The 13,521-nt window shown below is 30.8% G+C and carries 15 protein-coding genes and 1 pseudogene; 2 read left to right on the forward strand and 14 right to left on the reverse strand.

The window, feature by feature from the left end; genetic code table 11:
- Positions 1-684 precede the first annotated feature (684 nt).
- From BN350_RS02425 to BN350_RS02440, 4 genes are all read right to left on the reverse strand, one after another.
- A complete protein-coding gene (locus tag BN350_RS02425) occupies positions 685-942 on the reverse strand; it encodes an RDAC family protein (protein ID WP_028042165.1) in 258 nt (85 codons plus the stop codon).
- 61 nt (positions 943-1,003) lie between these two features.
- On the reverse strand, positions 1,004-1,273 hold the full coding sequence (locus BN350_RS02430; RefSeq protein ID WP_028042166.1) for a hypothetical protein: 270 nt from the start codon (positions 1,271-1,273) through the stop codon (positions 1,004-1,006).
- Positions 1,274-1,305: 32 nt separating this feature from the next.
- Positions 1,306-1,530 carry a hypothetical protein gene (locus BN350_RS02435; RefSeq protein WP_231385223.1) on the reverse strand — a complete coding sequence of 75 codons (225 nt, stop codon included), beginning with the start codon at positions 1,528-1,530 and terminating at the stop codon, positions 1,306-1,308.
- 23 nt (positions 1,531-1,553) lie between these two features.
- Entirely contained in the window at positions 1,554-2,828 is a 1,275-nt protein-coding gene (locus BN350_RS02440; protein ID WP_028042168.1) for a Y-family DNA polymerase, read from the reverse strand.
- Between the two features lie 137 nt (positions 2,829-2,965).
- On the opposite strand from BN350_RS02440, the gene BN350_RS02445 reads away from it, so the two are divergent.
- A complete protein-coding gene (locus BN350_RS02445; protein WP_028042169.1) occupies positions 2,966-3,562 on the forward strand; it encodes a LexA family protein in 597 nt (198 codons plus the stop codon).
- 127 nt (positions 3,563-3,689) lie between these two features.
- Positions 3,690-4,044: pseudogene (tnpA, locus tag BN350_RS20160) on the forward strand (IS200/IS605 family transposase).
- Between the two features lie 441 nt (positions 4,045-4,485).
- On the opposite strand, the gene BN350_RS02450 reads toward tnpA, so the two are convergent.
- From BN350_RS02450 to BN350_RS02495, 10 genes are all read right to left on the reverse strand, one after another.
- Entirely contained in the window at positions 4,486-5,106 is a 621-nt protein-coding gene (locus BN350_RS02450; protein ID WP_028042170.1) for an NUDIX hydrolase N-terminal domain-containing protein, read from the reverse strand.
- Between the two features lie 10 nt (positions 5,107-5,116).
- Entirely contained in the window at positions 5,117-5,560 is a 444-nt protein-coding gene (locus tag BN350_RS02455; RefSeq protein WP_028042171.1) for a GNAT family N-acetyltransferase, read from the reverse strand.
- Entirely contained in the window at positions 5,560-6,057 is a 498-nt protein-coding gene (locus BN350_RS02460) for a GNAT family N-acetyltransferase (protein WP_028042172.1), read from the reverse strand. The genes BN350_RS02455 and BN350_RS02460 overlap by 1 nt, the downstream gene beginning before the upstream one ends.
- 31 nt (positions 6,058-6,088) lie before the next feature.
- Complete coding sequence (locus BN350_RS02465) at positions 6,089-7,888, reverse strand: putative bifunctional diguanylate cyclase/phosphodiesterase (protein ID WP_028042173.1); 1,800 nt, start codon at positions 7,886-7,888, stop codon at positions 6,089-6,091.
- A 97-nt stretch (positions 7,889-7,985) separates the two neighbouring features.
- Entirely contained in the window at positions 7,986-9,758 is a 1,773-nt protein-coding gene (dnaK, locus tag BN350_RS02470) for a molecular chaperone DnaK (RefSeq protein WP_028042174.1), read from the reverse strand.
- A 17-nt stretch (positions 9,759-9,775) separates the two neighbouring features.
- Positions 9,776-10,384, reverse strand: coding sequence for a J domain-containing protein (locus BN350_RS02475; RefSeq protein WP_028042175.1), 609 nt, complete (start codon positions 10,382-10,384; stop codon positions 9,776-9,778).
- Positions 10,384-11,217: a DUF5685 family protein gene (locus BN350_RS02480; protein ID WP_028042176.1), complete on the reverse strand. Its 834-nt coding sequence runs from the start codon at positions 11,215-11,217 to the stop codon at positions 10,384-10,386. The genes BN350_RS02475 and BN350_RS02480 overlap by 1 nt, the downstream gene beginning before the upstream one ends.
- Positions 11,218-11,298: 81 nt before the next feature.
- Positions 11,299-11,739 carry a pyridoxamine 5'-phosphate oxidase family protein gene (locus tag BN350_RS02485; protein ID WP_196802944.1) on the reverse strand — a complete coding sequence of 147 codons (441 nt, stop codon included), beginning with the start codon at positions 11,737-11,739 and terminating at the stop codon, positions 11,299-11,301.
- Complete coding sequence (locus BN350_RS02490; protein WP_028042178.1) at positions 11,723-12,952, reverse strand: M48 family metallopeptidase; 1,230 nt, start codon at positions 12,950-12,952, stop codon at positions 11,723-11,725. The genes BN350_RS02485 and BN350_RS02490 overlap by 17 nt, the downstream gene beginning before the upstream one ends.
- 53 nt (positions 12,953-13,005) lie before the next feature.
- Positions 13,006-13,356, reverse strand: coding sequence for a hypothetical protein (locus BN350_RS02495; RefSeq protein ID WP_028042179.1), 351 nt, complete (start codon positions 13,354-13,356; stop codon positions 13,006-13,008).
- Positions 13,357-13,521 lie beyond the last annotated feature (165 nt).

Here is a 13,521-nt window from a genome sequence, read left to right on the forward strand (position 1 = left end):
GGGAGACTGATTTTAAATGATCAATCTCCCTTTTCTAAATTCTCTCATTGCTGTACACATACTTACTTCCTCCTTTTCTTCTTTTTTATGTAGCCAATCAGTTCTTTCACTCTTATGATTGTGAAAACCACTATTGCCTCTTCCTTGCTTAATAATATTGTCATGACAATCTTCTGATTGCTTGTGCATCTTAGTTTTGCATAATCCATTTCCTTCATATCCATAATGTTCCCATTCCAGTCATTCACCTTATCATTGATCACTTTAGGAATATACATGCGATCCTTAAGCGTTCTTGGCTTTATCCAGTAGCTTTCACCAGTATAGATGACAATCTTTACAACTGGTATAAAATGCAGATATTATCTTTTATTAACATCACATAAGTTGAACAGCTGATTGGGTTGAGCCATCACTGTCCTACTGATGAAGCATATCCGGCTTAATGATTTCTTTGCCGTTAAAAAGGACAAGATTGGCAAAATCAGCAAATACTTCAGGCTTCTTATAGATTTTTATAGTTAGAGAAACAAAACATATTTATGAGGTATATCTTAAGGATATTATACAATTATTGCTTAAAGAAAACAATTATCAATGATAAAAATACCCTTCTATTATATATATACGCAAAAAATTTCCATTTTTAATAACTAAAAAAACAAAAAAGTCAATTTGACTTTTTTACCTCTTATCAAATTTTGAATCTATGTATATCATTGATGGATCATCTATTTGAAAACTCGCTACTAACCATTTTGTTGCCAAGTAGGTATTGATTATTTCAAGTATATGGTTTCTATCATATTCTTCTCCATCACATCTTAGATACAAGCCACAACATGAACAACCACCAACTGTATGCAAAGAATATGCAATTCCTTCTTTCTTTAAAATCTGATTTAAATTTTCAACCATCATAACATCAACAGTACTTCTCATATCCATCATCCTTTCTTATATCTATTGTAACAAAAATGAGGAAATGTAGCATTACATTTCCTCAGCAACAAATATTTTTCATACATAAACCCAACTCTAATCCACGTTTAAATTGAACAAAAGCATATTCAAAATAAAAATTTTCAAAACTTTTTTCTAAATCTTTTATATCCTCTTTTGATAATTGACTATCATGATCTAATTTTTGATATAAACTTTCTAATTTATCAAAATAACTTTCATCTACGCTTTCCATCATAGCCATTTCTTCTTCCATTAAAATCACATCTGATATATAAATATCTCTCAATACTTTATCTGGATTAAGCATTATACTGCCTCCCTTTCATTATTAAGAGTCAATTAAGGACGATAACTTTCAATAAACCAGCGATCTTTTTCATAGAATAGTTTTCTTACTTTACCATCAATATAACATTCATACAAAATACCACAGCCTCCAACTTTCGAACTTGATTTACGAATATCAAGAATTTTATCAATCTTAAAATTCTCTTTACCGTTAGCTCCTTCCCATATAAGATATAAGGGTTTTAATTGTCCTTCCTTATTCGTTAACACAATCATATCCACATACCTTTTATATAGTCTCATGAAGATTTAAACCAGCTTTCAGGATGAATAATGTGTTCTTCTTTAGGATTAAAACTTGTTAATTCCTGATGAATATTTAAACAACAGCGTTTGATTTTTTCATATCCAAATCTTTTTCTTATTTCATCTATTACTAAATCAAGTTTCTTTTCCTTCTGACGCTGACTTTCATCAGTAAATAAACTTAGCTGAACTTGAGGGATATCTTCCTCTAATTGACTTACTTTTACACTCATACTACGATACGGTCTATCTAAATAACCTGAATACTGACTCATACAGTTTTCTTTCAATAACAACTCTACAGTTTGCATAATTTCACTAGAAATATTTGTAGCCACATCAATTTTTCTCTGTCGAGTAAAGCTATGTAATTCATGATCACGCATCCCAATCGTAATCACTGATCCTCTTAATTCGCGTTCTTTTAAACGTGACGCAACTGATTCTACCAATACTCTTAAAACATTTTTAGCCTCTTCAAATGTTGAAAGATCATGTGGTGCTGTCACGCCGTTCCCAATTGATTTTGGTCTATTTTCATATTCTAAAAGAGTCACATCACTAACATCTAACCCATTAGCAAAACGCCAAATCATTTCTCCATGTTTTCCTAAAAACGACTTTAAATACTCTTGCCGACTATAGGCAATATCTCCAATTGTATAAATACTCTTTTCTTTTAATTTAGCAGCTGTTGCTTTGCCAACATAGAAAAGTTCATCAACTGGCAATGGAAAAACAACATTTTTATAATTTTTTTGAGAAATAACTGTTAATCCCATTTTTTTATTAAAATCACTTCCTAATTTTGCAAAAACTTTATTAAAACTGACTCCCATTGATACAGCTAATCCTAATTCTTTATAAATACGTTCTTGTATTTCTCTAACAATTTCAACAGGATTCCCTCCAAACAATCCTTGTGAAGCAGTTAAATCAATCCAAGCTTCATCTAATCCAAAATTTTCTACTTTATCACTATATTCACGATATATATTTTTAACTTCCTCAGTATAATAAAGATAATCATCATAATGAGGTTCAATAATCAATAAATCAGGACATTTACGATATGCCTCTCTTAACGATTCTCCTGTCTTAATCCCATATTCATAAGCTAAATCATTTTTTGCTAAAATAATTCCATGTCTAGACTGTTCATCTCCACCTACAGCCATGGGCACTTGTCTCAATTCAGGATACATCATTTCTTCTATCTGTGCATAACAGTGATTTAAATCTGCATGTACTATTACTCTTTCCCACATATGTCTCACTCCTTGGTTTTATTATAATCGACATTGTTGCATATTTCAACTGTTTTATGCAACATTTTTATTTTTATTTAAATAATACTTTCTTTTTGTTGAATAATTAATTATAATATGCATAAAGGAGGTATCTTATGGAACTCAAGGATGTCATTAAAGATTATAAATATCGTTTTCAATTGACAAATGATCAAATCGCAAAACAATTAAGTGTAACAAAGTCCACAGTAAGTCGATGGATTTCTGGAGATGTCAAAAGAATTCAAGATGAAACTTTACAGCGTTTAAGTGATTTACTTGGTTATAATATAGAACCTATTATTAAAGGAGCTTCTGTTCATTTGAAAAGACCTATTCTTGGTTATGCGAAAGCTGGTTATAACATGTATGCTGATGAAAATTATTTAGGTGAAGAAGAAGTGACTGAAGATGATTTTTACAAAGGTGATTTCTTTCTTCAGATTCAAGGTGATTCAATGATTGGCTCTGGTATTATGGATGGTGATTTAGCTCTTATTAAACAATGTTCAACTGTTTCTTCTGGTGATATTGCAGTTGTTATGATTGCTGGTGAGGAAGTTACTGTTAAGAAAATAATAAAAAAACCAGATATGCTGGTTTTAGAAGCAACGAATCCTCAAGTTGAAAATCGTTATTTTTCTATGCAGGAAGTAGAAACACTCCCTGTTCGTGTAATAGGTAAAGTCGTTTATACAAAAACATATTTCTAACCTATCTTAACAAGAAGTCCCCCACTTTTAAAGGGAGGGAGATGAACTGCACTTCTCCCTTATTTGATATATGCAAAACAGTATGTTATTGTATAATCAATCAAAAGAGAAAGAAGCATGATCATATATGGAGTTAGACAATAATGTGCATTCGGTATTTTTGCTGTATTATCATCTTGTGCTTGTCGTGAAATACCGAAGAAATATCTTTGATAATGATGTTTTCAATCGTACAAAAGAGATTTTTAAGTACATTGCACCCAATTACAATATTACATTACAAGAATGGAATCATGATAAAAACCATATTGACATAAAGCATCTCTGAAATCAGAAATCAGTAAATTCATAAACGCCTACAAAAGTGCAAGCAGTAGACTAAGACTCTGGAAAGAACATTTCTGGAGTCTTAGTTTTTGTTTGCTGTTACACCTATTGAAGTCATCAAAAAACATATAGAAAGCCAAAGTGAAAAGCATTGAACAAAGCATATAAATTCATAATATATTCAAACGCAGAACATCGTAAGTTGTCCAAAATGCAGAAAGATTCAAGCAACCAAAAGAAATAGCATATTAATGTTGCAAATCAACGAAAAGATTTTTTACACAAACATTCAAACGTAATAAATATCAGAAACAAGGGTAAACGGTTAGCGATGAGTAGCCAGCAAACAGATAAAACCGTGGGACACACGGGGATAGCTCGTTTATGCTCAGCACATTGGTGCGATCAAACGAGAAGTTCCGTCTCTTTAGGCAACGGGAGTATGTCACAAGACCGTATTGTCTTTTTTAGTTGAATTTGTACTTTATCATGAAACATTTAGCATATCTTTGACCTTAAATTGATATCATCATAACAAGCATATTTTATATTATTACAACATAAAGTAAAATGTATCATTTATCTAAAATGAAATATTAGTCAAAATAAGTTTGCCAATTTTGATGATGATAAGATTCAAAACACATTTCTATTTGTTTTTTATTGTTTTTTGCAGTAGAAAGTTCTGGTAACTGTTGAGCAGCAAAATATTGACATTGGATTGTTTCAATATTTTCTTCAAAATGACCAGAAATAACTTCACACATAACAAAAACTTTTATAACTTTATAAAGATAACGTGGAAGATTATGTTTATCTCTATCCATAATTGCAATAATCTTTATTGCTTTGACATCTAATCCAGCTTCTTCTTTCACTTCTTTTTCAGTATTTTCCTTAATAGAAGTATTCATGTCCACCCATCCACCAGGTAAAGACCATAGACCGTCGTTTTCTTGTACCAGTAATATTTCTCCCATTTCATTAAAAATTGCTGCGCGAGTATCTAATTTAGGCGTCTGATAACCTTCTTCATGACAAAAGACATCTTTTATTTTACTTACTGGCATTTCTAAACAGATGGCTAACATATCAGCAGCCAGTTCTCTAATCCGCTCATAACGTTCTAAATCAAATTTATCATGTCCATAATACAATCCCGCTTGAGCTAAACTCTGCATTTCAATGATATCATCTAACAATTGATTATTTGCCATATTTCTCTCCTTAAAATTCACAAGACATACAAACTAATGAAATATTTTCATAAAAACCATTTTTTTGATAAAAATTTTCACTTAAAAATCCTTTCACTGTATTTAAAACCATTCCATGAATCCCCTGTTTTATACACTCCTGTTTTGTATAATTCAAAAGCTGACTGCCTAAATGATGCCCCTGATAATTTTTACTTACACAAAGTTCATCAATCCATAAATCTTTTTTATCCATATAAGTCATTTGACGCCCTAAAATCATTGCAGCTAAAATACCATTATCATAAGCAACATAACCCATAACAACTTTAGAACTCATCAGTTCATCCAAACGCATGTAAGCTTGTTCATATGTCCATGTTTCATTCCATGGATCCTGTGCAAAAGCATCTTGAAATAATTGTGCACATTTCTTCAAATCACTTTGCGTAATTTCACTATATTGAAAATTCATTATATATCCTCCTTATGCAATGTAAGATACATATCATTCCACTTTGCACCTCCATGGTTAGACGCTGATTTCCCCAGACATTCAAATCCAAATTTCTCATAATAATGAATAAGATAATCTTTACAAGTCAAAACCACTCCACTTTTTCCTCTTTCTTTTGAAAGAGTTATCAATGCATTTAATAACAATCCAGCAACTCCCTGATGACGATAATCAGGCAAGACATCTAAACCAAAAACTGTTTGATATAATCCATTCACTTGATGTAATGCTGGATTATGATAAAGTTCATCAGGTAAAGATGGTTCATTTGTACAACATCCATTGATAAACCCAATAACTTGATGATGATCTTCAGCAACTAAAAAACATTCACCAAACATATCAAAGCGTTCCTTAAATTCATCATAAGTTGCCGCTTCTGCCTTAGGAAAACAAATTTTTTCAATATCAGCAATTTTTTCTATATCATTTATTGTCGCAAATCTTATTTCCATAATTTCTCTCCTCTTTAACAATGAAAAGACATTATAATAATGCCTTTTCTTTTTCCCTTAAAAACCTTTTTGCAAACTCATCATGAATCACAGGATATGAAACATAATATCCTTGTCCTAAAGGACAATGAACTTTCTCTAATAATTGAATATCTTCCTTAGTTTCGACACCTTCACAAATGACTTTCATATTGAGTGTCTTTGCCAAATCAACAATTAAGCGAATAATTTGTTCCTTCTTTGATTCCTGTTCTAATAAAAACTGACAATCAATCTTCAAAACATCCACTGACATAGAATTCAAAAGATTTAATGAAGAATATCCCGCTCCAAAATCATCCATTGAAATAATAAAGCCTTCCTCTCTCAAGCGATTCAACATATCAATAATTGCAGATGATAAGTCATTAAATGCACTTTCAGTAATTTCTATTTCTATACATCCTACAGGAATATGATATTCTTCTATTATCTTATGAAGTTCATTATAGAAATCTTTATGATGTATAGTCACTCTTGAAAAGTTAACAGAAATAGGAAAATCTTCTAACAAATGATAATCATCAATAAATGCACATGTTTGTCTAAAAATATCGAAATCCAAATCATAAATAAAGCCATTCTTTTCAAACAAAGGAATAAATTCATCAGGATACAATATTTCATGTTCTGATATATGCCAACGTACTAAAGATTCAGCACCAATAATTTCTAATGAAGGAATATGAAATTTAGGTTGTAAATAGAGCTGAAATTCATGTTGAACTAATGCATGATGCATTTGTTTAATAATCATATTTTCTTGATACAATTTATCCAAAAGGTTTTGATCATACCATACAGTACAACCTTTTCCCACAGTTTTCGCATTTTTATGAGCTAATAAAGCATTATCAAGAATATTCTGAACATCATTCTGACTATTCACAAGACAAGCACCAAAACTTAAAGTAATATCATCAATAATATCCAAATCAGTATGTGCTTTCATATCACATCTTAGTTCTTCTTTAAAATGATCAATAACATCTTCACTATATGGGAATAAAGCGTAGAAATTATCACTTCCATTACGAGCACACACACCCTGAGGCTGAATAAATTTACTTAAAAATTGTGCAACAATTTTTAATAATTGATTGCCAAAAGTATATCCATATGATGTATTTAAGTATTTAAAATCATCAATATCAAAATAAATTAATAAGTAGACTTCATCATTTAAAGTTTCTAATTTCTTTTGAACATCCATTTGAAATGCTAAAAAATTATGTAGTCCAGTTAATTTATCAATATACATAACCTTTTTAATCTGTCTTTGTTTATAATGATACCAAAAAGCAAAAACTCCACCAGTTATTAATAGATAAATAAAAAATAAAGTGATTGACGAAACCAAACTTTGGTCAGAAACATTTTGAGCAGTTGCAACCATTTGATCAGCTTGAGAAAAATAATCTTGACTTAACTCATATAAACGTTTTTCAGATGCTCCATTTCTTACATTTTGAATTTCTTTTTTCATCAAATCCCATGAAACTTCCATTGTCGCTAACTGACTTTGATATTTTTCATTGTCAATTTTCATTAACCCATTTTCGCCTTGGCCTGTCTGCAATTCATGAATAATCTTATCAAGATAGACAATGACATCATCATCTTTCTCACCTTGCAATTCCTCTTTAACTAACTTCTGCGTTGCCCCTCTCACAATACCACTGTAATTAATGACTTTTGCATAACCAAGATTTTGAAATAAAGAAACAATTAATATGATTATTGCTATTATCCAAATACAGGTATATATTCCCATACTTTGTTTTTGCTTCATGTCTTTTTCCTCTTATTTTCTAAAATTATACTATATTTTCATTATACATCTTTTTTCAAACAAAGTATAGTTGAAAAAAAGTGGAGAAAACTCTCCACTATACTTGTCCTTGTGACATAGAAAGGACAATCCCTGCTACATCTTCTAATTTTTGTTTTGCATCCTTAATTTGATTAAATTCATCGTCACTACATGTTTCATAATTCACTTTTTTTGTTAATTTCTTAAAATGTGCCAATTCATCTTTGATTTGTGATTTGACTGTTTTATCCAATTGTTTCCCATTTTGAGATAATGCTTGATCAACCTGTGAAATCAAAGTTTCTACTTCATTTTTAAAGATAAGTCTTTCCTTTAAAAGAGCATCCTGCTGAGCAAATTGTTCAGCTTCATGAATAGCTCTTTCAATATCATCATCAGACATATGAGAACCATTCTCAATGGTAATACTTTGCATATTTCCGCTAGCAAGATCTTTAGCTGAAACACTCACAATACCATTTGCATCAATATCAAAAGTCACTTCAATCTGTGGTACACCACGCATTGCACGTTTGATTTTCTTTAATTTAAATTTTCCTAAAGACTTATTATCTTTGGCTAATGGTCTTTCTCCTTGTAAAACGTTAATTTCAACCTGCGTTTGGAAATTTGAAGAAGTAGTAAAAATTTGGCTATGACTTGTAGGAATTGTTGTATTACGCTCTATTAAAGGCGTTGCAACTCCACCTACTGTTTCAATAGATAATGTTAAAGGTGTAACATCAAGTAATAAAACATCATATTGTCCCATTGCAGTAACATCTCCAGATAACTTTCCACCTTGAATAGCAGCTCCCATTGCAACACATTCATCTGGATTTAATGATTTGCTTGGAATAATGCCTGTCACTTCTTTGATTTTATCTTGAACAGCTGGAATACGCGAAGATCCTCCAACCAAAATAATTTTATCTAATTCAGCAGGTAATAATCTCGCATCATTTAATGCATTTTGCATTGGCAAAATTGTACGTTCGACTAATTTTTGTGTTAAACGGTTAAATAGATCTCGCGTTATTGTCATTTCTAAATTGAATGGTCCTTGTGATGTTGTTGTAATAAATGGTAAAGAAATAACTGCTGATGTCATTGTTGATAATTCTATTTTTGCTTTTTCAGCAGCTTCTTCAATACGCTGTTTTGCCATTTGTTCATGTGATAAATCAATTCCATTTATTTTCTTAAATTCATTGATAATATATTGGGCTAAACACTCATTGAAGTCATCTCCTCCTAAGTGATTATCACCAGAAGTCGATAAAACTTCAATAACACCATTTCCTATTTCAATAATAGAAACATCAAACGTTCCTCCACCTAAATCAAAAACCATGATTTTTTGACCATAACTATTTTCTAAACCATAAGCTAAAGCTGCTGCAGTTGGTTCATTAATAATTCTTAAAACTTCTAAACCAGCTATCCTTCCAGCATCTTTTGTTGCTTGACGCTGAGCATCATTAAAATAAGCTGGAACAGTAATAACCGCTTGTCTAACATCTTCACCTAAATAGTTTTGAGCATCTATCTTTAATTTCTGTAAAATCATCGCAGATAATTCTTGAGGTGTATAATCCTTCTGATCAATTCTTTTTGTATAAGGTGTCCCAATCTCACGTTTAATAGAAGTTATTGTACGTTCAGGATTTGTTACTGCCTGACGTCTAGCACTTTCTCCAACCAATCTCTGTCTTTCTTTTGTAAAAGCAATGACACTTGGAGTTGTTTTCGCTCCTTCACTGTTGGGAATAATAGTTGTCTTTCCATTTTCAATAAATGCCATACAGCTATTTGTTGTTCCTAAATCAATTCCAATAATTTTACTCATCATTTTTCTCCTTTAACTTATTTACAACAACAACTTAAACATAAATTCATCATCAAAATACTATAACAGCAATTTGCTGTTCCAGCAAATGGTGATCCATAAGCCTGTTGAGTACTACGATATTGTCCAGATGCTCCCTGCAACTGCTGAACCAAAAATAAATACTGTAAATTTCCTGGTTCCATCTGTGCTGCAGTCTTCGCATATTCTAACGCAGTTGCATTATTTCCCACTCCATTCATAGCGAGAGCACTATAATAAAACCACATTGAGTTACGACTACGAATCTGTTCTAATGTATTGAGAGCATCTTGAAAACGCCCCGCATTAATATATGCAGCTGCATCATTAAAAGCTGCTTGCTCATTCCCTTGATAATTATATGTTGACTGACTCTGACCACCTGTACCTGTGCCATAGCTTTGATTGGTAAATCCGCGTTTACGACTATCTATAATTGTTTTATAGGCATTTTGTACCTGTTTAAATTTTTCTGTATATTCAGCCTGATGGGCACTATTAATATTGGCATCTGGATGGTATTTCTTACTTAATGTACGATAAGCCTGTTTCACTTCATCGTCAGATGCACTTGGAGATATTCCTAATATTTGATATGGATCCATTATTTCTTATCCTCCGATCTTTTCATCTTTCTTAACTCATACTTTGTCCAAACACCACTATATATGATATTTCTTAAAATTTCAATGTTTTCTGTAATTGGTAAACACTCAAATGCATTTGCACATCTAGAAATCATCATTTCTAAAATCAAATATACTGATTCATCAAAATCAGCATTTTGATATTGTTTTAAAAAAGGATTAAATGTCTTTTTCTTTATATCCTCTTCAATATCATCATAAGCATCTAACAGATAAACAAATTTACCTAAATAAAAGCCAAACTCATAGAGATCATCATGCCAAATATCATCCTGATAAGCACATATTTCCCCCATCACACGACCAAAGCAACCAGCCAAATCATCAATGTTATCATGCGCATCTTTCTCATACTGATTAATCTGATGTAATTCTCTTTCAATAACTGCAATCTTTTGTGGATACACTTGTCTAATTGTTTCATATGTATGATGAATCATTTTCTTATAGGTCTGTTTAACAAGACTTTTCTCATCTAACCAATCATCTTCACATTTATAATAAGCAAGTACAATTGTCATCTGAGCAGCATAATCAATATATTCATTAAAGTATTTCATATGTTTCTTCATTGGATGAATCAAACAACGTTCTGTAACTTTCGTAGTTGACGCATCATATAGCAAACTCAATAACATTGCTAAAAAAGTCATATCAAAGTTTAATGAAGCCTGCCCTTTTAATCCATACTTATTTCTTAAAGTCTGGCATAACCCACAATAATATGACTGATAAATATCAAATTCTTTAAATTTTAATTCTGGTTTATTCACTACAACATATCCAAACATTATTTAACCCTCTACCTTTATTTAAATATAGTATATGCTTGCCATATTAACAATACATGAACAAAATAAGAAAGTTCTCAATTAATAAGAACTTTCTTGACAAGGAACATCAAAATCAATGGATTGGAACTGTCGATAATATCTTCCCTTAAAAGCTGTAAATTTAATAACACAATAATCTGGATCATCAACTCCCAAAGGATAATACATTGTATCACCATCTAACCATATCATTTCTTTTGAAGCGTGATCTTCAAGAATTTCAACATGTCCTAATAAACTAACACCACGATAAAATCTCTTATCGACAAAATAAAGTGTAGCACGTGAATCACGTTTAAAATTTTGAACTTTTAATGAAGATGTATTTGTCGTTAGATAAAATACCTGAATACCCTCTCTTTTTCGTGGTGAAAGCATCGCTTTACTAATTGGAAAACAGTTCTCATCCAAACTACTAATCACTGTCAATGTTGCTTTATCTATTAAATTTCCAATTGTTTTTTCAACATCTCTTATCATTGTTTTTCTCCTTTTCCATAGCTTCAATTCTTTGTGATAAAGGCGGATGACTATAAGTTAACTTTACAACAAGAGGATGAGGATAAATATTGGATAAATCATCCCGTGATAGTTTTTTTAACACAGATTGCAAAGATTCACCATACCCCTCTTTTACAGCAAAAGCATCAGCCTCATACTCAAACCGTCTAGAATAATAGCCAGAAATAAGACTGCTCACATTAGAAATTGGAACAAGAAGTATTGATAAAACAATCATAACCATAAAATAATTGAGTTGACCAATACCAAAATCAGCATATAGCCATTTATTCATCATGACAAATAAAAAAATACCAAACATAATGATTAACTGACCATAAATCAACCATTTTGACTTCTCAGTATGTTTTAAAATAGCATGTCCAAATTCATGCGCAAAGACAGCCACTATCTCATCATCGCTATATTGTTCAAGCATATTATCATCTAAACTAATTTCTTTTTTCTTCCCTACACCAGTACAAAAAGCATTGGCTCGCTTAGTACGTTTTGATGCATCCATCACATAAATTCCTTTTAATTCAAAACCATGTTTATAAACCAATTGCGTTAATTGATCTTTTAAATTACCTTCGTCTAGAGGTGTAAATTGATTAAACAGTTTCATTAAAACTAATGGATGTCTTTGTATCAAAGTAAATATAACAGCCAAAACAACAAATAAAACAACAAATGCCATATACCCAAACCATAAAGAAAAATAATGAATAAATAAAAATAACACTGCAAGAATTCCCATATTTATCAAAGTATCTTTCAATAAATCAATAATAAAAAGATGTAAAGTCATTGTATTCATCTGATATTTTTCTTCAATCACAAAGATCCGATAATAATTCAAAGGAATTTCTGTGATTAACTCTATAGTGTATGTCACAACAATCATCAGTAGTGAATTAAGAAGTATATTTTGTGGCAATAATGCAGATATCCAACCATAATAAGGTGATAAAATAAAAAAAGTCATCCAGATAAAACTTATAAATTGTGATATGATTGAAAAACGATCAGTCTCATCTTCATACTGTTGCCATCGCTGATACTCCTTTTGATCATAAACATCAGAAATATTATCTGGTAATGGTAATACTCTTTGACGACGATTAAGTTTTAAAAGAAAAATAGCATATAACTCAGATATTGTATTGAATATAAATAAAAGCCATCGCATATCATCCCCTCCTGTATTCTTTATTATAACACAAAGAGAAAAGCAAAGAAACACTATCTCTTTGCTTTTTGTAAATATTGAATTTTCTTTTTAAGTCGTTGGATACTTAAACTGTCAAATTCCTTCATTTGTTCATTTTCCATCACATAAATTGTTATATGATGAGACAGCGAATATGTCCTATCTTTTGAAGAATACAAGCAATCAGTATAATAGTGTGTTAAATACGCTACAATTGTTCCATATTTTATAATAAAGACATATTGATGATCTTCACCTCGATTTTGATAATGTTGTTTCATTTCATTCAAACTCAAATGACAATGATTCATGAAATCGTCAGCTAAGCGATAATAATCACGCATTGCACGTTTATATATATAAAGATAATCAGTGTTCATCATTAAAGTATAAACACTGATTTACTATTTATTCATTTCATTCTTTCTTTAAAATTCCATATATAGCCCATTTATTTCGTTTAGGTTGATTGTACTTTTAATGCTGTTTTGAAAATAATAGGCAAAAAACATATCATTGATGACAATAGTCCTCACTCATAACATAAT

The organism is Candidatus Stoquefichus massiliensis AP9, from assembly GCF_000455285.1.
In the GTDB taxonomy this organism is placed as follows: Bacteria; Bacillota_I; Bacilli_A; order Erysipelotrichales; family Coprobacillaceae; genus Stoquefichus; species Stoquefichus massiliensis.

Bases quoted from the DNA above. Each gene is read 5' to 3' on its own strand.
- BN350_RS02455 (WP_028042171.1), bottom strand. From the start codon at position 5,560: ATGAATTTTCAATATAGTGAAATTACGCAAAGTGATTTGAAGAAATGT.
- BN350_RS02445 (WP_028042169.1), top strand. From the start codon at position 2,966: ATGGAACTCAAGGATGTCATTAAAGATTATAAATATCGTTTTCAATTG.
- BN350_RS02485 (WP_196802944.1), bottom strand. From the start codon at position 11,739: ATGATAAGAGATGTTGAAAAAACAATTGGAAATTTAATAGATAAAGCA.
- BN350_RS02440 (WP_028042168.1), bottom strand. From the start codon at position 2,828: ATGTGGGAAAGAGTAATAGTACATGCAGATTTAAATCACTGTTATGCA.
- BN350_RS02480 (WP_028042176.1), bottom strand. From the start codon at position 11,217: ATGTTTGGATATGTTGTAGTGAATAAACCAGAATTAAAATTTAAAGAA.
- dnaK (WP_028042174.1), bottom strand. From the start codon at position 9,758: ATGAGTAAAATTATTGGAATTGATTTAGGAACAACAAATAGCTGTATG.
- BN350_RS02490 (WP_028042178.1), bottom strand. From the start codon at position 12,952: ATGCGATGGCTTTTATTTATATTCAATACAATATCTGAGTTATATGCT.
- BN350_RS02435 (WP_231385223.1), bottom strand. From the start codon at position 1,530: ATGATTGTGTTAACGAATAAGGAAGGACAATTAAAACCCTTATATCTT.
- BN350_RS02465 (WP_028042173.1), bottom strand. From the start codon at position 7,888: ATGAAGCAAAAACAAAGTATGGGAATATATACCTGTATTTGGATAATA.
- BN350_RS02450 (WP_028042170.1), bottom strand. From the start codon at position 5,106: ATGGCAAATAATCAATTGTTAGATGATATCATTGAAATGCAGAGTTTA.
- BN350_RS02460 (WP_028042172.1), bottom strand. From the start codon at position 6,057: ATGGAAATAAGATTTGCGACAATAAATGATATAGAAAAAATTGCTGAT.
- BN350_RS02495 (WP_028042179.1), bottom strand. From the start codon at position 13,356: ATGATGAACACTGATTATCTTTATATATATAAACGTGCAATGCGTGAT.
- BN350_RS02430 (WP_028042166.1), bottom strand. From the start codon at position 1,273: ATGCTTAATCCAGATAAAGTATTGAGAGATATTTATATATCAGATGTG.
- BN350_RS02475 (WP_028042175.1), bottom strand. From the start codon at position 10,384: ATGGATCCATATCAAATATTAGGAATATCTCCAAGTGCATCTGACGAT.
- BN350_RS02425 (WP_028042165.1), bottom strand. From the start codon at position 942: ATGAGAAGTACTGTTGATGTTATGATGGTTGAAAATTTAAATCAGATT.